Here is a 19418-nt window from a genome sequence, read left to right as displayed (position 1 = left end):
CGAGACAACCCGCGTTCCGACGAACCGGATTCCGCATCCCTGCGCGCATCCGTCAAAAGCTTGGCGGTGTGCACGCGCTTACGACCACGCACCTTTGATTTCGAAGCGCCCGGAACCGATGCGGTGTGCTGCTTGTAAAAAGATAGGCATCGCCAGGTCCGAGCACTTTCTTCTGCTCGCCGACCGTCACTTCCAGCCGCCCCTCGATCACGATCCCGGCTTCCTCGCCCTTGTGGCTCAACATGACCCGTCCCGTATCCGCGCCCGGCTCATAGACTTCGTGAAGCATCTGAAGGTCATGCGCGAACAGGCTGCCCCCAACTTGCCGGTAGGAAATCCTCCCCTTGCCGATCTCCGTCAGCTCATTCGATGCAAAGAAGACCTGTTCTTCGCGTTGCGGTTCATAGGCAAAAAACTGGGACAGGCCGATCGGAATCCCGTCGAGCACCCGCTTCAAGGCACTCAAGGACGTATTGATCTTGGCCGCTTCCAGTTGGGAGATGAAGCCGTTGGTCACGCCGGCACGCTTGGCCAACTCCCGTTGCGACAGACCATGCGATTGCCGGATCGCCCGTAAACGCAGCCCGACGTCCTTTGAGAAGTCTTCGGTGTTTAACATGTTTTCAATCATAAACACTCTTGTGCCCGGACAAGCAATTCCAATCGCTTGGCGGATAGAAGAAACAGACTTTTGTTTCTCCGGGGTTCGGTGCTCACTGCAGTCAACGAGGAGGACCACCATGACCACGACCGCGTCTGCCACCACACCCCGCACCAATCAGCCTCTTGAAGCCTACTGGATGCCATTCACCGCCAACCGGCAGTTCAAGGAAAGTCCTCGTATGCTCGTGTCGGCGCGGGGCATGCACTACCGGAGCGACGATGATCGCAGCGTGCTCGATGGCACGGCGGGCCTTTGGTGTTGCAATGCCGGCCATGGCTACAGGGAAATCACCGACGCGGTTGCGCGTCAGCTTGATGCGCTCGATTTCGCGCCGTCGTTTCAGATGGGCCACCCGATTGCGTTCGAATTCGCGGAGCGCCTCAAGGCCGTTGCGCCGGACGGCTTCAACCGCGTCTTCTTCACCGGGTCGGGCTCGGAATCGGTCGACACGGCGCTCAAGATGGCGCTCGCCTATCACCGGGCGCGCGGAGACAGTTCCCGCACGCGGTTGATCGGCCGTGAACGCGGGTACCACGGCGTCGGCTTCGGGGGCATCTCGGTGGGCGGCATCGTCAACAACCGCCGCCATTTCGGCTCGCTGCTGACGGGCGTCGACCATCTGCGGCATACGCATGATCTGTCCCGGAATGCCTTCAGCAAGGGGCAGCCGGAGCACGGCGCGGAGCTTGCCGACGATCTGGAAGGCATCGTCGCGCTTCACGGGGCGGAAACAATCGCCGCCGTCATCGTGGAACCGGTGGCGGGATCCACCGGTGTGCTTGTCCCGCCCAAGGGTTATCTGGAGCGCCTGCGGGCGATCTGCGACCGGCACGGCATCCTGCTGATCTTCGACGAGGTCATCACCGGCTTCGGGCGGCTGGGAACGCCCTTCGCAGCCGATTACTTCGGCGTGACGCCGGATCTCTTCACCACGGCGAAGGGACTGACGAACGGCGTCATTCCGATGGGCGCGGTCTTTGCGAAGGACCATGTCCATGATGCATTCATGAACGGTCCGGACGACACCATCGAACTCTTCCATGGCTACACATATTCCGGCCATCCGGCGGCATGCGCGGCCGGCCTTGCCACGCTTGATGTCTATGAACAGCACGGCCTTTTGACACGCGGCGCAGAGATGGCCGGTGTCTGGGAGACCAGGATGCATTCCTTGCGCGATGCGCGCCACGTCAAGGATATCCGCAATCTCGGCCTCATTGCCGGAATTGAACTGGAGTCTCGCGACGGGGCGGTCGGCAAGCGCGCCCATGAGGTCTTCGTGAAGTGCTTCGAGGCCGGGTTGCTGATCCGCGTCACCGGTGAAATCATCGCCCTTTCGCCGCCGCTCATTCTGGAAGACGCGCATATCGACGAGATGGTCGACACGGTGCGCAAGGTTCTCGCCGACGTGGCGTGATCGCTCCCGAAGCGCCGTGCCTTGAAAGAGGCGGGCGCTTTCCGGATTCCTGTTACTAGAAAATACCAAGGCGTTTTGAATTGGCTTTCCACTCGGCGAGCCGGCGGCCGGATTCCTCCGGATTGCCGGTGGCGGCGGCGTCGACAACAAGGCTCAGTGCGGCAACGATCCCGATCGTCGATTCCAGGTATAGGCCGGTTCTGGAGGGGGCATAGATGGCCGCATCCGCCAGGTCCCGGCTCCAGTGGCAATACTCGTCCGATACCACGATGATCGCGCGTCCCTGCTCCTTGGCGAGCCGGGCGAGTTTCACCGTCTCCGTCGCATATGGAACCACATCCACAAGGATCAGGCAGGATTTCGCGGCCTCTTGTGGATCGGGCGCCAACCATTCCACCAGCATATCGTCATGCGCGGAGAGGAAAAACACGTCCCGCCGGGCAAGGGCAAGCCGCCGGTGAAAATCCTCGACGAGCCCGCGCACCGACTGAAACCCGGTGACATAGATCCGCTCGGATCCACTCAACAGACGCGTGATGGTCTCCCAGTTCCGTCCGCCGGTCTGGATGAAGACGCTGGTCAGGGCCTGCACTTCCGCTTCATGGGTCTGCTGGTAGCGGTCCGGAATGTCTCCGTCCGACACGAACGACGCCGTGGTGACCGAATAATGTTCGCGCAACAGCTGCTTCAGCCCCTTCATTCCATCGCAGCCAAGACGCCTGAGAAGCCGACCGACGGTCACCTCGGAGACACCTGCCTTGCCGGCGAGTGACTTCCCCGTTTCCAGTCCGAGCGACGAAATATTGAGGCTGATAAACTGTGCGAGGCGCGCCTCCTGTTTGGGCAATTTCGGCGTTTCTTCCTGTAAACGCTTGATAAACTCGTCAAATTTCGCAAGCGGAAAAGATGAAAAACCCGACTCCATGACTCCTCCAGAATGTTAGAAAAATAACATTTGACTGAAATGTCATAATTAAATCTCCTGTATTCCGCAACCCGGACCAATCACAGGCGCCGGGCAATAAATCCAGGGGATGAGCAATGACTCACAAAACGATCAAGCGAGCCGCCACAACAGCGGTGATGGTTGCGGCACTAACGGCGACGGCGGTCTCCGCCAGGGCCGACGGAGAACTCAACCTTTACAACTGGGGCGACTACATCAATCCGGAAGTCCTGACCCGCTTCACCGAGGAAACCGGGATCAAGGTCAATCTGGACACCTATGGCTCCAACGAGGAGATGCTCGCCAAGATCCAGGCGGGCGCGACCGGATACGACATCGTCTTTCCGTCGGTGCACATGCACGACATCATGTTCCAGCTCGGTCTGCTTGCCAAAACCGGCATCGGCAGCGATCCGGCCTTCGAGAACATCGATCCGCAATTCATCCGGGCCGAAACGGATCCGAAAGCGGAATACTGCCTGCCCTATTCCTGGGGCACCGTCGGTATCGTCTACAACAAGCAGAAGGTCGACAAGATCGAGGGCTGGGCGGATTTCTTCGCGCTCGCCGACGAGGACAAGAAGGTCATTCTGCTCGATGACCTGCGCGAAACCATCGGCATCGGCCATATCATGAACGGCACGTCGGTGAACTCCACCGACCCCGCAGAGATCAAGGCCGCCGCCGATTACATTCTTGAACGCAAGGGCAACGTCAGCGCCTTCACCTACGACAGCGTGCCGCTGGTTCAGGCAGGCGATGTCGCCGCCGCCCATTGGTATGTCGGTGCGAACATTTTCGTCCAGCAGGCCCCGGATGTTCTGGCCTATGTCATTCCCGAGGAAGGCGCGACCATGTACCAGGAAGACATGTGCGTGCTGAAAAGCGCGCCGAACATGGACAACGCCAACACGTTCCTGCGCTACTATCTGCAGCCGGAAATCGCCGCGCTGAACGTCGAGCAGCAGCTCAACGGCACGGCCAACCGGGCGGCGATGGAGTTCATCCCCGAAGACATCGCCAACAACGAGACCATCTATCCGCCGCAGGACGTGATGGACAAGCTGCAGATCTTCGAGGACCTGGGCCGCGATCTTCAGCTCTACAACAGCGAGTGGGTGCGGGTTAAGACCGCTCAGTAGGCTCACATCCCGTTTGGGTTTTGCCTGCACGGCCCTTTGGGCCGTGCATCCTCCCCCATTCCATCCGGAGCTTCCATGTCCGCTGTTTTGAAGATCGAAAGCGCATCCAAGAGTTTCGATGCGCCCGAGGGCGGCAGGATCCATGCCCTGCGAGACGTCTCTCTCACCATCGCCCACAACGAATTCGTCACCCTTCTTGGCCCCTCCGGTTGCGGCAAGACCACCATGCTGCGCGCCGTCAGCGGGTTCGAGGACCTCGATGCCGGCGAGATCTATATCGAGGGCGAGGGCATGGGTAGCCGGCCTGCGCACAAGCGGCCCGTCAACACCGTGTTCCAGCGATATGCGCTGTTTCCGCACCTAAGCGTCGCCCGCAATGTTTCCTACAGTCTTGAGGTTGCCGGGGTCGACAAGACGGACATCCGCAAGCGCGTCGGCGACATGCTGGACATGGTCGGTCTGAGCGCGCTGGGCGAGCGGCGGATCGGGCAATTGTCCGGCGGCCAGCAGCAGCGCGTCGCCCTTGCTCGCTCCCTCGTCGCGCGACCGAAGGTTCTGCTCCTTGATGAGCCGCTGTCGGCTCTCGACAAGAACCTGCGCCACAAAATGCAGGAGGAGCTGAAAGGCCTGCAGGACGAACTGGGCATTACCTTCATCTTCGTGACGCATGACCAGGAAGAAGCGCTGGTGATGTCGGACCGGATCGCGGTTCTGGAGGGCGGCAGGATCCAGCAGCTCGACGCGCCGGAAGCGCTTTATCGCTACCCGAAAAACGAGTTCGTTGCCCGCTTCATCGGCGAAAGCAATCTGCTTCCGGGAACGATCGTCTCGACGGGCGGTGAGACCTGCGATGTGCGGTTGAGCGATGGCACCGTCCTGAAGGGCTGTCGGCGCGGCGGCCTGGACACGGGCGCGGCCGTCAAGGTCCTGATCCGTCCTGAAAGCGTCGTTGCGTCCCTGAGCGAGGGGGCATCGGGGCAGGCGATCAGCGGCACGATCTCGCAGAGCTACTTCATCGGCACGGATTACCAGATTGTGGTGCTGCGTGACGGCTTGCCGCCGTTTCGCGCAACCGTCCGGGCACAAACGGACGCATCCCGATTTGCGCCCGGCGAGACCATCGATCTCTTTGTGCCCCATGAGGGGGTACACCTGATCGCTGCGGAGGGCACCGCAGGATGACAGTGCACCCCAGCTCACTGAAAGCCAGGCGAGCCCTCAGTCTCTACGGACTGCTGTCGGCTCCCACGGTGTTTCTGGCCATCTTCTTTCTCGGCCCGCTGAGCATCATGATGGTCTATACCTTCCTCACGCCGGGCCTCTACGGCGGGGTCGAGTGGGTCTTTTCCCATCTCAACTACGGTCGGATCCTCGGCTGGGCGGATACACGCTACGATCAGTTCGATCCGGTCTACATCTCGATCTTCTTCAGGTCCGTCTGGCTCGCCGGTACCACGGTGCTGACCTGCCTCGTGATCTGTTATCCATTTGCCTTCTGGGTGGCCCGCCAGCCGGAACGCTGGAAGAATTTCTTCATCTTCCTGATTACCCTGCCGTTCTTCATCAGCCTGATCGTGCGCCTGTTCGCCTGGGTTCTCATTCTGCGGCCGACCGGATTTCTCAATCAGGCCCTTCTGGGCACGGGGCTGGTCGATCAGCCGCTGGACATCATCTTCACCGACATGGCGGTGGTCATCGGGATGACCTACGTCTTCATCCCCTTCATGTTCCTGCCGCTCTATTCCAGCATCGAAAAGCTCGACGGGAATCTTGTCGAGGCATCCCAGGATCTCGGCGCCAATGCGCTGCAGACCTTCCTGCGGGTGGTCCTGCCGATGACACTGCCCGGCATCATCGGCGGTTCGATCATCGTCTTCATCCCGAGCCTTGGCAATTTCATCGTGCCCTCGCTTCTGGGCGGCGCCCGGGTCGTCATGATCGGAAACCTGATCGAGCAGCAATTCCTGTCCGCCCGGAACTGGCCGTTCGGTGCGGCGCTGGGGATGATGGTCATGGCTGCCGTGCTTGTGCTGCTGATGATCTACGTCAGGATCCTGTCGCGCGAGGACAGCCAGGCGGAGATAAAACAGCCGAACGAGGAGGAAGTCCGATGAAAACCCGGTTCCGTCCCGGCTCTTTCTTCCTGTCCGTTTACGGGTGGCTTTTCCTAACGTTCATCTATGTGCCGATCCTTCTGATCGTGGTGTTCTCGTTCAATGCGAACCCGGTCAACATGATGATCTGGGACGGGTTCACGTTCGACTGGTACCGCACGATCTTCGGCTTCCCCACCACGCTGAACGAGCAGACGCTCTATGTTGAATCGACGGCCCAGCTCTACAATGCCGTCTTGAACAGTCTGACCGTGGCGTTCCTGACGACGCTGCTTGCCACGATCTTCGGAACGGCGGTCGCGCTTGCCGTCGCCCGGTTCCGCTTCCGGCTGAAAGCCTTCTACAGGGCGCTGATGTTCATGCCGATGATCATGCCGGACATCATTCTTGGCATCGCCTTGTTGATTTTCTTCGTTTCCTTCGGCTTCAGCCTCGGACTCCAGACGATCGTGATCGGTCACACGACCTTCCTGTGCAGCTATGTCTTCGTGGTCGTGAGCGCCCGTCTTGCGGATATGGACGAGAGCCTGGAAGAAGCCTCCGCCGACCTCGGGGCCGACGGCTGGACCACCTTCAGGCGGGTCACCCTGCCGATGATCGCCCCCGGCGTCATTGGCGGGGCGATGCTCGCCTTCATCATTTCGATGGACGACCTGGTGATCACCTATTTCATCTCTGGCGTCGATTCCACCACCTTGCCGGTTCACATCTACGGAATGCTGCGCAGGGGCATCAAACCGGAAATCAACGCGATCGCCACGATCATGCTGCTGTCGTCCTTCGTGATCGCATCGGTCGGTCTCTATCTGCGGTCCCGGAAAAAATGAGTAACTTCATGCACAAGAAACGCGCCCGCGACCTCGGTCTGTCACTCCCGGGAATGCCGGGCCAACACAATGCCATCACCGATGTGTCCGGCATTCTGGTCGGGTTCGAGACGCTGTCCTCCCACCGCGACCCGGCGCTGGCAACCAATGGCCTGCCGGTTCAAACCGGGGTTACGGCAATCCTCCCGCGTGGCAATGACAGCACTCCCCGTCCTGTCTTCGCCGGCATTCACGCACTCAACGGCAATGGCGAGATGACCGGAAGTCACTGGGTGCGCGATGGCGGTTATTTCGTCGGTCCGGTGCTGATCACAAACACCCATAGCGTTGGCGCCGCACATGAAGGGGCGGTTCGCTGGATCCTCGACACCTATCGTACAACCTGGGAAAACAATCATGTGTGGGCCATGCCGGTCGTGGCGGAAACCTACGATGGCGCGCTCAATGACATCAACGGGCTCCACGTGCGGCCGGAGCATGCCCTCAAGGCGCTCGCCAGCGCCAGGGGCGGGCCGGTGCAGGAAGGCAATGTCGGCGGTGGAGCCGGCATGGTCTGTTACGAATACAAGGGGGGCACCGGAACCGCCTCGCGCGTGATCGAGGTGGACGGCAGGAGCTACACCTTAGGCGCGCTCGTGCAGGCGAACCACGGTCTCAGACCCTGGTTGAGGGTGCTTGGCAAGCCGGTCGGCGAGACGATGCGCGAAGACCGACTGCCGGACTTCGAAACCGAACGCGGCTCGATCATCGCGGTGATCGCGACGGACCTTCCCCTGATTCCCTCGCAGCTCGACCGTCTCGCCCGCCGGGGTTCCATCGGGATAGGCCGCGGCGGAACACCTGGCGGCAACAACTCCGGCGATATCTTTCTTGCGTTCAGTACGGCCAACGAGATGGATCTGCCGCAGTTGAGCGGCCCGTTCAAGACGATGACCTCGCTCAACGACGAGTTCCTCGACCCCGTCTACATGGCGGCGGTGGAGGCCGTCGACGAGGCGATCCTCAATGCCATGCTGGCCGCCGAAGACGTGCCGATGGCCCGGCCGGCCGGCCGGGTCTGCAAGGCACTGGATGCAAACGCGCTGACGGCCGCGCTTCAGGGCTGTTGAGCGGGGCAGGGCACAAACCGGGGGAGACCCGGTGCGCGCCGGTGCGGGAAAAGACCGGTCACGCGGGCGAGCGCGCGTCTCCGCCCTCGGCGGTCGCGTGGCGAGGACGGCTGGCCTGCTGCACGAACCAGGCAAACAAGTGCCGCTGGCTGGCGGAAAAGGGCATCAACTCCGGATGCCATTGCACGCCAAGGACACCGGATCCGGAGACGGCCTCGATCGCTTGCACGATGCCGGATCCATCCCTTGCACTGACCTCCAACCCCGGCCCGAGATCCTTCACGGATTGATGATGCAGTGCGTTGACCTTGCACTCGTCACATTTGAGGATCGATGCCAGAACCGAACCGGGAGACATCTTGATCGACTTGCGTGGCAAGACGGTGCGAAGTCGCGGTGCACCTTCGTAGAAATCCCAGATATTGGCGTGCAGCGTCCCGCCCAGGGCGACATTGATCATCTGCGAGCCGCGACAAATGCCGAGAACCGGCAATCCACGAGATACCGCAGACTGGATCAACTCCATTTCAAGTGCATCGCGTTGCGGGTCGATGCGAACGTCCGGCACCAGTTCGCCGCCATAAAGCGTTGCACTGATGTCATCCCCGCCCCCGGCCACGAGCCCGTCGAGACGATCGAGATCCACCGGCCTGTCGGGCGTGATGCGCACCGCCTTTCCGCCTGCACGCCACAGCGCAAAGCGGATTGCAAGGAACGAGCGCCAGCCGCCGCGGGCCGATGTCGAGACACCGATCAGTGCTTTCATTTGCCAATCACCCTGGCGAACATCCGCCTGAGCGTCCCGACGGGATCGTGCGATCCGCGCCGGTCGCGGACGTCGCTCAAGCCCTTCAGAAGATTGTCTTCATCGTTTGCCAGCATTTCCACGCAAAGCCACCGCTCCCATTCCTTCAGGATCGACCAATCGTCGGCCCCGATCAGGGAGTTGGGAAGCCGGTAGTGAAACGCCGGGCGGACTGCGGCAGGCTTTTCCTTCAATGCGTTCTCGACCGTGCCTTCGTCAATGGAGGCAAGGAGCGGGAGAAGATCCAGCTCACGGTTCTTGGTCGGGTTTGCCTCGCAGTAATCCGCGACGAACTGCCCGAAATCCGGGTTGTAATCGGGATCGAGCACCTTTGCTTCATAGTCCTTGGGGAACCGGCCGATGAAGGGAAGCAGCGTGCGGGTCGTGTCGGGCTCGATGTCCATGCGAAGCGCAGGAGCCATCAGGAGATACGCCTGCAGGACCCGGAGGATGGACCGGATATCGTGGTCTTTCCATTCGATATTCAAATGCACGCCATAGGCCAGATGAGGCTGCTCCGTACCCACGGCACCTGCTTTCGCGAGTTTGTCCAACAGTGTGTCCAGCCTTGAAAGCGACGAGACCGGCAGCGGGTCGGTGACCAGTTCTGTTGGAACGATCGAACCGGAAACATCGCCGGCGAACCGGCGCATCTTCTTTTCGAACGCGGAGGCCGTGTCGCCACTGTGGACATACTTGCTATCGAGCTCGACCCGGATATCGCCAAGCGACGTTCCCTTCAACTCGTATCGATGGGCGTCCCTTGTCGAGATTTCACCGCCCAGCAAGTCCTTGATGACGTGAGCGGCATCCTGCGCATTCAAGCCGCCAAACTCGACTTCGACGCCAACCCGTCTTTCGCCGTCGTCCGCGGTGTCACCCTCAGGAGCCTTCCCCGCAGATCGGGATTGATGATCGTCTTTCCGCATGTACGATAACCTTTCTCGCGGGTGAACGCATGGCGTGCGCCCAGGTTCCCGGATTTGCCTCGCGGCCGGGGGAATTTTCCGAACATACCATTTGCGGAAGACTTTTGAATTCGGGTTTGTGTCGGATCCGGGCGAAAGGATCCGGAACGTTTCCAGCAAATGCGCGTTTTCATCTTTTGGAAAGGAGTTCCTCATGTCAGAGAAACCCAAGGGCGAACGCCAGGCCGCGCTGGAAGAACCCATGACACTTGCAGAAGATGTCGAAAGCGACGGCGGCCGGGCCGGCGGCAAGATGAACAGAGAGGTGGCGACGCGCGACCACAAGAAGCGTGCGTTCGAGCGTCCCGCAGGCGCGACGCGTGTCGAGGGGCGGCATGAGCGCAAAAATGGCTAGCGTTGCTCTTCACGCACGGCAATGATGCACCCGGCCGCGGCGACACCTCGCCGCGGCCGGTTTTTTGTTTCCCGCGCCAGGCCGGAGAGTGAGCACCATGTCAGACCGTCTGGCGATCCAGACCAAGTGCCGGAAATGCCCTTTGCGCGACATGGAGATTTTCCGGCCATTAGACGAGAAAGAGCTGAAGGTTGTTTCCGAGTTCAAGACCGGGGAATTGACCGTGGGAGCGGGGGCGACAATCCTGCTCGAAGAAAACAAGACACCACACCTCTACACCATACTCGACGGTTGGGCGTTCCGGCACAAATCGCTGGTGGACGGCCGGCGGCAGATTCTCAACTTTGCGTTTCCCGGCGACTTTCTGGGGTTGCAGCTTGCCGTTTCGAGCGAGATGCAGCACACGGTCACGGCACTTACGCAGACAACGCTGTGCGTTTTTCAAAGAGACGAAGTGTGGTCCGTCTTCAAGAACAATCCGAAGCTTGCCTATTCGCTCACATGGATGGCCGCCCGGGAGGAACAATTGCTGGACGGCCAACTCCTGAGCATTGGCCGGCGCACCGCGTTGGAGAAACTGGCGTATCTCATTCTCCATCTGCATGATCGGGCAGAGGCGGTCGGTTACGCCGGAAATCTTGCCTTCGATGTGCCCTTCAAGCAGGAGCACCTGTCAGATTCTCTCGGGATAACGCCCGTGCACACCAGTCGGACAGTCCGGAAATTGCTGGAAAGAAACCTGATTACCTGGGTTCGGGACCGAATACAGATCCTCGACCGGGAGGGTTTGGAGCAAGTCGCTCTTTACGAATCGGACCACGAAACACGGCGCCCCCTGATCTGATCTGATACCTCCCGCCCGCCCGCGTATCAACCGTGTGGCGGTGAAGACATGACGAGAGCCTCGATCTGAGCCTTCGTGTATGGCTTTCCGATAACGGCCTGGTTTCGAAGGAACAGCGGCAGGTTCTCGGGATTGCCGTATCCGCTGGCCAATATGATCTGCGCGCCGCTTTCCGTAAGACGTTCGGCGAATTTCAGACTGTTTTCATCGCTGAATTGCACATCGAGAATGATGAAACTGAAAACAAGGCTTGCGAATTTCTCCAATCCATCGGCCAGGTTCGACAAGATTTCTACGGGAGAAAACCCAATTTCTTCGAGAATATACTGTGTATCGTGGGCAATTATAGGATTGTCTTCAACAATCAAGGCCGCTCCAAGCAATTTCAGCTTGGGCGTGTCGGATTCGGGTGTCATGAAATGTCTCTCTTGAAGCCGTATGATGGAGAGATCCTTTACACAGCGAAAACCCGACTGCATTAACATATGTTGGAAGATGGCGAAGATCTTCTCTAAATATCAATTGGATACTATTTTTCGAACAGTTTTTGCAACCGTTGGCCACTCCGCACGTTTACAGTGTGGAGGTGATGATATGATTACTTTGGGAAAACGCACACCAGGCCTTGGGGCACCGCCGATTGTCGCAGCCGTGTTCCTGGCAGCGGCCCTTGCAGCCTCCGGTATGCTCCGGGCGGAGCCGACCCTGTCGGATGAGACGGCGGCGGGTGCGCAGAGCGCCAAGACAGAGTCGACGACGCGTGAAAAGGGCGATCTCAGGATCGACCTTTCGGATGTCGAGGGTCGGCATACGCGATGCGTGAGCAGGAACCAGAAAACCACCTGCACAGGCTGGCCAGTTTTTGCAGGGCCGCTCGCCTACAGGGGCGACTGAGTGAAACATCATTTCGGCATCTGAAAAAACCGCCCCCTTGAGGGCGGTTTTTTGTGGAGTGACAGCATTTGCAGCTCCACGATCCGGTTTTCGGTTTTCAGCTTTTTTTCAAAACGATTTCGATCATGGTTGCCACAACGAGAAGGATCGGAACCGCGACGAAACCGCCGACCGGGCCCCATAGCCAAATCCAGAAAGCTATCGCCAGAAACACAACGAACGGATTGAGCGTCATCGTGCGGCCGAGAACGGTCGGGGTGATGAATTGGGCTTCCGTAAGGTTCAACGCCAGATACACCAGCGGGGGCGTCGCGATCGCGAGCGGCGTATCGCCGATCGCCAACCCGACACAGGTCATGAGCACCACCATCACCGCGGGGCCGACATAGATGACGTAATTGAGCAGACCGGCCAGCATCCCCCAGAGCGGCGGAGACGGAACGCCGAGGGCCCACATCGCCAGTGTGACCGCGGCGCCCAGAGCGATGTTCACCAGCGTGATCGAAAACAGATATGTCGAGAGCCGCTCGCCGATTTTCTTGAGGGCATTGGACATATAGTCACGGTTCGTTTGATTCGACGTAAGATCCAATGCTGATTTGTGCAGATAGGGACGTGTCAATATAAAGAAATAAAGGCTCGCCAGAAAAAGAATGACCTGTGCCACGAAGTTCGGTGCGAAATAGAATACGCTCTCCACGGCCGATGTATCCTCAACGCTCACCTGAACTTCGCCAGAACGCCCCATCGCATTGCGCAATTCTTCCTGCAGGCTTCCGATCGAAGAAAACACTCCCTGCCAACTCATCAGTTGGGCCTGAAGGCGCGACCAGATGAGCGGAAGCCGGTCCATCCAGTCCGACAAGGGCACCATCAGCGCCGCGCCGACTGTCAGGATGAACATGATGAAAAGGATCACCATCGACGCCGCGGAGACCCAGGATGGCACGCCCATTCGGCACAACCGGTCCGCTGCCGGCCCGAATATCGACCCGACCACAATGGACAGGCAGACCGGCGCGAGAATAACCTGGCCGATGTCGAGCGCCGCCACAGAGGCGATCACGCACAGGATCAGCAAGGCGCCGCGGCTGACGGGGTCGTCTGAACCCGGCCATGCGGTTGGCCCCGGACGGTGACGTTTCTCGTCACCGGTGGCATCAACGTGTGTCGTCATGGAAAACTCCTCGCCGTGGACCGGCGCTTTCGCGCGACCCGGGGTCACGCGTCGTCTTCACCGTCGCGTCCCTGGCTGAGGAGGAAGGCAAGCCCGCCAGCCGCAGCCACGAGAAGAAGGCTCTTGGACCTGGCCAATTGGGGAAGCAGGGAGAGCGCGGCCGCAGCCGTCATCCGCCGGGCTGCCTCACGGCGGGCCTGCCGCCTTTTTTCCCGACGTTTGAGAATGGCAAGCGCCAGGAGGATCACCACGCCGAGCGTTGCCATTGCGCCAGTCACCAGCAAGGCCGACACGACAGGCCCGTAGATCGGAGCCAGATAGGCGCCGACGGCGATCAGACCTGCGACATATGCCGTGACAAAGCATACGGCGGCGATCCCGTTCAGGACGGCATTTCGCCGGGCCCGGCGATACATGCCGCGGATGTCGCGCGATGCTGCGGAGATCGCCATCGGAAGGGCGCGGTTGATCATTACCGGCGCACCAGCGCCGCGATCAGGAAACCGATACCGGCGGCGATGCCGAGTGACTGCAGCGGATGACGACGGATCTCTTCCGTCAGAGCCTTCTCGTAGCCCTGAAGCTCGGCGGTGAGATCGCTGAGAGCGTCTTGAGACTTGCGCGTCAGGTCGTCTCCGGCTGCGGAGGCACGCGATCTGTATTCATCGGACTTGCCCGCGCCATATTTTTTCAGGGAACTTGCCAGATCGGCGATGTCGCCCCGGATCCGCGCGATGTTTTCTTCAATTTCCTGTGCGCTGACCGCATCGTCGTTGTCTCTGGCGGTCGAAGTTTTTGCAGTGGCCATAGTGATGCTCCAGTCGTTTCTCGTTTCGCCGGCGCAAACCGTTTGCGCTGTCTTAGAAGCGTCTTGCCAAATGGGCATATCCGCACCCCTGGGCGCGGCGCAGACGCAGGGCTCGTGAGGGAAACCCCTCAGGAGCGGTTTGGTTTCATTCGCATCTTAAAACAAGACGGTCTCGACGGGTCGTCTATTCGCGCAAGGCGGCAATCAACTCCGCCTTGTCCATTTCCGACCGACCCTCGATCTCAAGCTCTTGTGCCCGGTCGTAAAGCTCTTCCTTGGTCCAGTCCTCATAGGGCCGGGCGCGCCCGCCCTTGCTGGACGGTGACTGATTTTTGTTCGCCTGCGCATTGGCGATCCGCGCGGCCTTTTCCTTGCTGTTTCCGTCTTTTCTCAGCGCCTCGTAGACGTCTTCGTTCTTGATGCTGGAGCGGTTCTTGTCGCCCATTGCCTTGTCTCCTGTGTGTTGCATGTTGTTGTTCATCCAACCGACCGTAGCGCACCTTGAGACCCCGCACGCCGTTTGCGGGCGGGGTCGTGCGGACACGGGTTTGCGAGTCCACATCGAATGGGTTCTTGGCAATAGGGAGCGATCCTGTCGCGATCGACCGTCAGCCCTTCGTACCCTCGGGGTTAAAACGCGAAAGAAAGGCAAATGTTCCCGCAGAAGCGTGCGTGCAGTCGGCATATATCTTCGGTGATGACGAATTGCGGGGCGGGGATCTTCGCGAAAACCGCTTGCCGGATTGCGGCCGCATGACCTGCCTTCGATCGCCGGGAGGCGGTATTTTGGAACGAATCTGACGTGCGTATGGAACCAGACCGGCTCGCAAGTCTTTTCCCAACGTGATCATAAAACGTGCCTGCGACGCCATTGGCGTTGGAAACCCTTTGGGATGCGAACGGCAACCTCAGGGTCGATATGGCGAGTTGGCAGCGCTTGCCCCGCCATTTCCCCGCGCGATGCAGGCAGGACGGTGTTCGCGCTTCCGGGGCCGCCGGCAGGCAGTGGCATCGGGTCTGGATCGTGCGGAGTTTGCACTTCGGCGCGCAGGTGATCCCGAGACGACATTCCGTTTCGACAAGACATCTTGTAAGGAGAAGTCATGGCTGGCGTTTTGAATATCGAAACTCCAAAGACCGAGAGCGTCAAGACGGGCGTTTCAAGCGAAGTTCGCGAACAGCTCGCGAAGCATTTGTCCGTCATCCTCGCGGACACCTACTGCCTGACGGTCAAATCCCATCTATATCACTGGAATGTGGTGGGCCCGCTGTTCAAGTCGATCCACGACCTGACCGAAGAGCACTATGAGAACCTGTTCGCCGCGACCGACGATCTGGCCGAGCGTATTCGTGCCCTTGGTCACCGGGCTCCGTTCAACCTTCAGGACGGAAAGCTGGATCTCACGATCGAATTGCCGACGGATGGAATTCCGGACGCGCACGCGATGGTCGAGGATCTGGTGACGCAGCACGAGACGATTTCGGCCAGAATGCGCGACATGGCGAAATACGCCGGCGACAACGGCGATGTCGTCACCGAAGACCTGCTGACGGAACGGATCACCTTCCACGAGAAGGCCGCCTGGATGCTTCGCGCGCTCATCACGGAGTGACCCGTGAGGCAGCAAGCGGCGTAAATCGTGCGCCACGGTGTCTTCATTGCGGAGCCTTTCCAGGCCGCATGCCGCCGTCAGCGACATGCGGCCTTTTTCCTGTTTCCACACGAACCACAGTGTCGAGATGATCAGTGTGCCACTACGATATGCGGGATTTCGGTCAGCGTTCAGCGTTCTGGATGATCAGGCCCTGACGCAGGCGCAAAAACGCACGGCCCTGTTGTCCTGGCGATCCGCGTTGCATCGGGCAACGGTGTCGTCGTCCAAAGGCCGCGCGCGGCGCAACGCCGTTCTGGAAGACATAGATGCGGCGCTGACCCAACTTGAGCACGAAACCTGAAGCGTTTGAGAAAGTTCTGACGCAACGGGTTCATCGGCATTCACAGGACTTTGGAGCCGGATCGTTTCACACCTGATCCGATCCATTGAAACCTGGGGTCCGCGCCTTAGCCCGCCAGGTGCCGGATCGGAAACTCGATGGTGCAGCGAACGCCGGACGCAGCGAAATCGATCGTCACGTCTCCGTCCAATGCCGGAGCCACCAGCCGCTCCAGCAGCATTCGGCCGAACCCGTCGCGCTTCGGGGCACTCACGTGAGGACCGCCGGTTTCCGTCCACGAGAGGCGCACCACGGTTTCGCCGATCTCCCATGCAACGGCCAGTTTGCCATCGAGGACGGAAAGGGCGCCGTATTTGGCTGCATTGGTGGTCAGTTCATGCAAGGCGAGACCGAGATTTTGAGCGGCATCCGCCGATATCGAGCGTGTCGGTCCGCTGACCTCGATCTGCGGGCTGTCGGGATCAATCGACTGGGCGAGATGTGCAATCACCAGTTCTCGCAGGTCGGCGCCGTACCAGGACTGGGACACAAGCAGGTCGTGGCTTGCGGCCATGGCCTGCAGGCGCGCCGAGAAACTCTCGACGAAGTCTTCGGGGTTGTCCGAGCGGGCCGCCGTCTGCCGGGCCATGGCCTGAATGACAGCCAGCAGGTTTTTGGACCTATGTGTCAGTTCCCGCATGACGAGATGCATCTGGCGTTCGTTTTCGCGCTTGTGGGTCAGGTCCACAGCCGTGCCGATGACACCCGTGATCGTTCCGGTGCGATCCCGCGCCGGGTCTAGGGACACATTGTAGTTTTTCTGCTGCCCGGCCATGTCCAGATCGACTTCCAGAACCGTGCTTTCTCCGCTCTCCATAACGCGTTGTTTCGCCGGGGCGAGCTTCAGGCGATCTTCTTTGGAAAACACTGTTTCGTCCGTTTGACCGACGAAGTCCTCCACGGTCGTGCCCGCCGGCGGATTGACCACATGGACATATGTCAGGTCGCGGTCCTGCTCGAAAACCGTGATCAGGGACCCGTCGAGCGCTTTTTCAAACCGCTGGTTGGCCTCGGCCAGGCGGCTGGCCAGGGAGGTGAGCCGGATCTCGTAGAGGTGTTTTTCTGTCATGTCGATGGCGGTGCACACCACGCCGTCGACGGTGCCTTCGTCACTCTTCGTCGGATGCACGACGAGATCGAAATAGACCGTGCCGGCCGCCTGGCTGTCGAATGCGATATAGGTCGATGCGGCCTCGCCGCTTTCCATCACCTGTCGCTTCATCGGCACCATGTCTTCCGCCGCTTCGGGCGAAAACGCCTCAGCGTCCGTCTTGCCGACGATGCTGGACGGATCGAGGCCGAAGCGGGGATTGTGGATCCATGTGTATCGCAGATCCGCATCCTGGGTGAAAATGGAGATGTTCGAGCCGGTCAAGGCCATTTCGAACCGGTCATTGGTGCGGTTCAGTTCCTCGCGGCTCTTGCCGACCTGCTTGCTCAGATTGCGGTTTTCCCTCTGCAAGAGCGCGTTCGCGCGTTCCAGGTCCTGGAGCGGCGCGATTGCCAGCAATCTTGGCAGCATGATCCAGGTTGTGACCGCGGTTGCGATGGAAATCACCGCGGTCAAGGCCTTGATCAGTCCCTGCGCGCCATAGGCAGGCCACCACAAGGTCGCGAGCGCAGCGAAATGGGTCAGGGCGCAGGCCAGGATAAAGGCTATAAAGAGATGGGCAATCCTGCGAGGCGTGCCGTGAATATCGGGACGCCTTCCCAGATAGATCAGCATCGCGACCGGTATCGCGACATAGGCGAGCGCGATTGCGGCGTCGGAGAGGGCATGGAGAGCCACCAGATCGGGACGCCACAAAAGACAATATCCGTGCGGCATGAAAGACGCTGCGCCAAAGAGATAGTCCAGAAGGTCAGCCATCGCGGCCAGCTCCGTTGTTTCGCAAGCGATGCGATCGTTGCACCCTCGATGCGTTACGTGATCCAGGACATGCCGGCGTGTACGCCATGGTGAACCGGATGGTATTCAAGTCGATTTCGCAGGAACTTTCGGACAGCCCGGGCGTTTCCCCCATGTTCACAACGCAAGGAGGTTTCTTCAATGAATTGGGACCAAATCGAAGGCAACTGGAAAGAGTTCAAGGGCAAGGCGCAGGCCCAGTGGGGCAAGCTCACGGACGATGAACTGGACCAGGTCAACGGACGACGCGTCGAGCTTGTCGGGCTTCTGCAGCAGAAATACGGGCAGGGGCGCGAAGAAGCCGAACGCGAAGTCGATTCCTGGCTCGCCAACAACTAGGGTCAGGACCCATTGACGGGCCCACGCTGGTGCTTGCCATCAGGGCCCTGAAGCATCCAATGAGGGGTGAAGGCGGACGATCCCGCCTTCACCCTTTTGCTTGCGCAACGGCGACGATGCTGCTTGTCACACCGCCACAGCCTCCGGTTCCGCGAAGAAGAGGGCCTGGCTGATTCCCGCCTTCACCGTGTTGGGATTGAACGGCTTGGTGATCAGGAATGTGGGTTCCGGCCGCTCCCCCGTCAAAAGCCGTTCGGGGAAAGAGGTGATAAAGATCACCGGGACAGACATATTCGCGAGAATTTCCTTCACTGCATCGATCCCGGAGGATCCGTCCGCCAATTGAATATCGGCCAAAACCAGGCCAGGCGCCTGTGTCTTTGCGGCCGAGACCGCTTCGCTGGCTGTTCTGGCAACCTGTGTAACCGAATGGCCAAGAGATTCGACGATTTGCGTCAGGTCCATTGAGATGAGCGGCTCGTCCTCGATAACGAGGACGTTGGTCTTCGTCTGCCGGTCAATCTCGTCGATGGCATCGGTGATGAGCTGGCTGACTTCGTCCGCGCTCTTGTCGATGATCCGGGCCGTATCGGGGATCGAAAATCCCTCAAGGGTGGACAACAGCAGTGTCTGGCGGCTTTCCGGAGCCAGTGTCGAGAGCCGCTGTTGCGCCGTCTGCTCAAAGATCGACGATGATCCGTCGGCGTCCGCGGGCGGCGCGACAGTGGCGTTCCACAGAACGTGAAAAAGACGGTAGAGTCCGATCTTGATGCCGTCTTCGGTCTTGATGATTGACTGATCGCTTACCAGGGCCTGGAGGCAGGCGCGCACATATGCATCGCCGCTTTTCTGGCTCCCCGCCAAGGCCCTCGCATATCTGCGCAGATACGGCAGGAGCGGAGCGATATCTTGGGAAAGGCTCGTCGACATTCAAAAATCCCTCAGCAAATCACTGTAATGGAGCAACGTTGCAGGCTCAGCGCCACATCGTCCCCGCAGTGGAAATGCGGCAGTCGAAAAAAAGTTCCACGGGCTCGGAACTTTTTTTCGACTGCCGCGTTTGCGCCACAGATCGATCACAAATCCACACAAGCTCAGGAATTGG

At 59.8% G+C, this 19418-nt stretch carries 22 protein-coding genes; 11 read left to right on the top strand and 11 right to left on the bottom strand.

What is annotated here, in order from left to right; genetic code table 11:
* Window positions 1–52 precede the first annotated feature (52 nt).
* Window positions 53–619 carry a cupin domain-containing protein gene (locus BLU32_RS14685; protein WP_093808149.1) on the bottom strand — a complete coding sequence of 189 codons (567 nt, stop codon included), beginning with the start codon at window positions 617–619 and terminating at the stop codon, window positions 53–55.
* A gap of 121 nt (window positions 620–740) precedes the next feature.
* Between BLU32_RS14685 and BLU32_RS14680 the strand changes: the two genes are divergently transcribed.
* Complete coding sequence (locus tag BLU32_RS14680; RefSeq protein WP_093808147.1) at window positions 741–2081, top strand: aspartate aminotransferase family protein; 1341 nt, start codon at window positions 741–743, stop codon at window positions 2079–2081.
* 55 nt (window positions 2082–2136) lie between these two features.
* Here BLU32_RS14680 and BLU32_RS14675 read toward each other — a convergent pair whose 3' ends face one another.
* Window positions 2137–3006, bottom strand: coding sequence for a MurR/RpiR family transcriptional regulator (locus BLU32_RS14675; RefSeq protein ID WP_093808145.1), 870 nt, complete (start codon window positions 3004–3006; stop codon window positions 2137–2139).
* A gap of 116 nt (window positions 3007–3122) precedes the next feature.
* Between BLU32_RS14675 and BLU32_RS14670 the strand changes: the two genes are divergently transcribed.
* The 5 genes from BLU32_RS14670 (at window position 3123) to BLU32_RS14650 (ending at window position 8219) form a co-directional block, all read left to right on the top strand.
* Complete coding sequence (locus BLU32_RS14670) at window positions 3123–4169, top strand: PotD/PotF family extracellular solute-binding protein (RefSeq protein ID WP_172838572.1); 1047 nt, start codon at window positions 3123–3125, stop codon at window positions 4167–4169.
* 75 nt (window positions 4170–4244) lie between these two features.
* Window positions 4245–5351 carry an ABC transporter ATP-binding protein gene (locus BLU32_RS14665; protein WP_093808143.1) on the top strand — a complete coding sequence of 369 codons (1107 nt, stop codon included), beginning with the start codon at window positions 4245–4247 and terminating at the stop codon, window positions 5349–5351.
* Complete coding sequence (locus BLU32_RS14660) at window positions 5348–6283, top strand: ABC transporter permease (RefSeq protein WP_093808141.1); 936 nt, start codon at window positions 5348–5350, stop codon at window positions 6281–6283. The genes BLU32_RS14665 and BLU32_RS14660 overlap by 4 nt, the downstream gene beginning before the upstream one ends.
* Entirely contained in the window at window positions 6280–7110 is an 831-nt protein-coding gene (locus tag BLU32_RS14655) for an ABC transporter permease (RefSeq protein WP_093808139.1), read from the top strand. The genes BLU32_RS14660 and BLU32_RS14655 overlap by 4 nt, the downstream gene beginning before the upstream one ends.
* 8 nt (window positions 7111–7118) lie before the next feature.
* Window positions 7119–8219: a P1 family peptidase gene (locus BLU32_RS14650; protein WP_093808137.1), complete on the top strand. Its 1101-nt coding sequence runs from the start codon at window positions 7119–7121 to the stop codon at window positions 8217–8219.
* 58 nt (window positions 8220–8277) lie between these two features.
* Here BLU32_RS14650 and BLU32_RS14645 read toward each other — a convergent pair whose 3' ends face one another.
* Together BLU32_RS14645 and BLU32_RS14640 are read right to left on the bottom strand one after the other, a co-directional pair.
* The gene (locus BLU32_RS14645) at window positions 8278–8985 is read right to left on the bottom strand and encodes a gamma-glutamyl-gamma-aminobutyrate hydrolase family protein (protein ID WP_093808135.1); all 708 of its coding nucleotides are present in this window, start codon (window positions 8983–8985) and stop codon (window positions 8278–8280) included.
* Window positions 8982–10112, bottom strand: coding sequence for an amidoligase family protein (locus BLU32_RS14640; RefSeq protein WP_157727692.1), 1131 nt, complete (start codon window positions 10110–10112; stop codon window positions 8982–8984). Before BLU32_RS14640 ends, BLU32_RS14645 begins: the two co-directional genes overlap by 4 nt.
* 34 nt (window positions 10113–10146) lie before the next feature.
* Here BLU32_RS14640 and BLU32_RS21845 point away from each other — a divergent pair, with 34 nt between their 5' ends.
* Together BLU32_RS21845 and BLU32_RS14635 are read left to right on the top strand one after the other, a co-directional pair.
* Window positions 10147–10347 carry a hypothetical protein gene (locus tag BLU32_RS21845; protein ID WP_157727691.1) on the top strand — a complete coding sequence of 67 codons (201 nt, stop codon included), beginning with the start codon at window positions 10147–10149 and terminating at the stop codon, window positions 10345–10347.
* 97 nt (window positions 10348–10444) lie between these two features.
* Window positions 10445–11191 carry a Crp/Fnr family transcriptional regulator gene (locus BLU32_RS14635; RefSeq protein WP_093808131.1) on the top strand — a complete coding sequence of 249 codons (747 nt, stop codon included), beginning with the start codon at window positions 10445–10447 and terminating at the stop codon, window positions 11189–11191.
* A gap of 26 nt (window positions 11192–11217) precedes the next feature.
* Here BLU32_RS14635 and BLU32_RS14630 read toward each other — a convergent pair whose 3' ends face one another.
* Window positions 11218–11607 carry a response regulator gene (locus BLU32_RS14630; protein WP_093808129.1) on the bottom strand — a complete coding sequence of 130 codons (390 nt, stop codon included), beginning with the start codon at window positions 11605–11607 and terminating at the stop codon, window positions 11218–11220.
* 178 nt (window positions 11608–11785) lie between these two features.
* Between BLU32_RS14630 and BLU32_RS14625 the strand changes: the two genes are divergently transcribed.
* Window positions 11786–12085 carry a hypothetical protein gene (locus BLU32_RS14625; protein ID WP_157727690.1) on the top strand — a complete coding sequence of 100 codons (300 nt, stop codon included), beginning with the start codon at window positions 11786–11788 and terminating at the stop codon, window positions 12083–12085.
* A gap of 97 nt (window positions 12086–12182) precedes the next feature.
* Here the strand turns inward: BLU32_RS14625 and BLU32_RS14620 are convergent, their stop codons facing one another.
* The 4 genes from BLU32_RS14620 to BLU32_RS14605 all read right to left on the bottom strand — a co-directional run bounded on the left by BLU32_RS14620 (window position 12183) and on the right by BLU32_RS14605 (window position 14515).
* Window positions 12183–13262, bottom strand: a complete 1080-nt coding sequence (locus tag BLU32_RS14620) for an AI-2E family transporter (RefSeq protein ID WP_093811089.1) — start codon at window positions 13260–13262, stop codon at window positions 12183–12185.
* Window positions 13263–13306: 44 nt separating this feature from the next.
* Entirely contained in the window at window positions 13307–13735 is a 429-nt protein-coding gene (locus BLU32_RS14615; RefSeq protein WP_093808125.1) for a hypothetical protein, read from the bottom strand.
* Window positions 13735–14070: a YqjD family protein gene (locus BLU32_RS14610; RefSeq protein WP_093808123.1), complete on the bottom strand. Its 336-nt coding sequence runs from the start codon at window positions 14068–14070 to the stop codon at window positions 13735–13737. Before BLU32_RS14610 ends, BLU32_RS14615 begins: the two co-directional genes overlap by 1 nt.
* Window positions 14071–14254: 184 nt before the next feature.
* Complete coding sequence (locus tag BLU32_RS14605; RefSeq protein ID WP_093808121.1) at window positions 14255–14515, bottom strand: Rho termination factor N-terminal domain-containing protein; 261 nt, start codon at window positions 14513–14515, stop codon at window positions 14255–14257.
* A 658-nt stretch (window positions 14516–15173) separates the two neighbouring features.
* On the opposite strand from BLU32_RS14605, the gene BLU32_RS14600 reads away from it, so the two are divergent.
* Complete coding sequence (locus BLU32_RS14600) at window positions 15174–15683, top strand: Dps family protein (RefSeq protein ID WP_093808119.1); 510 nt, start codon at window positions 15174–15176, stop codon at window positions 15681–15683.
* A 449-nt stretch (window positions 15684–16132) separates the two neighbouring features.
* On the opposite strand, the gene BLU32_RS14590 is transcribed toward BLU32_RS14600, so the two are convergent.
* A complete protein-coding gene (locus BLU32_RS14590; RefSeq protein WP_093808115.1) occupies window positions 16133–17935 on the bottom strand; it encodes a sensor histidine kinase in 1803 nt (600 codons plus the stop codon).
* A 180-nt stretch (window positions 17936–18115) separates the two neighbouring features.
* On the opposite strand from BLU32_RS14590, the gene BLU32_RS14585 reads away from it, so the two are divergent.
* Window positions 18116–18313 (top strand): CsbD family protein, encoded by a 198-nt coding sequence (locus BLU32_RS14585; protein ID WP_093808113.1) that lies wholly within the window; start codon window positions 18116–18118, stop codon window positions 18311–18313.
* Between the two features lie 126 nt (window positions 18314–18439).
* Here BLU32_RS14585 and BLU32_RS14580 read toward each other — a convergent pair whose 3' ends face one another.
* Window positions 18440–19243 carry a response regulator gene (locus BLU32_RS14580; RefSeq protein ID WP_093808111.1) on the bottom strand — a complete coding sequence of 268 codons (804 nt, stop codon included), beginning with the start codon at window positions 19241–19243 and terminating at the stop codon, window positions 18440–18442.
* Window positions 19244–19418: the final 175 nt, after the last annotated feature.

Source organism: Stappia sp. ES.058, from assembly GCF_900105595.1.
Classification (GTDB): domain Bacteria; phylum Pseudomonadota; class Alphaproteobacteria; order Rhizobiales; family Stappiaceae; genus Stappia.
The sequence above is the reverse complement of the archived record's forward strand: the minus strand, read 5'-3'. Positions and strand labels throughout refer to the sequence as shown.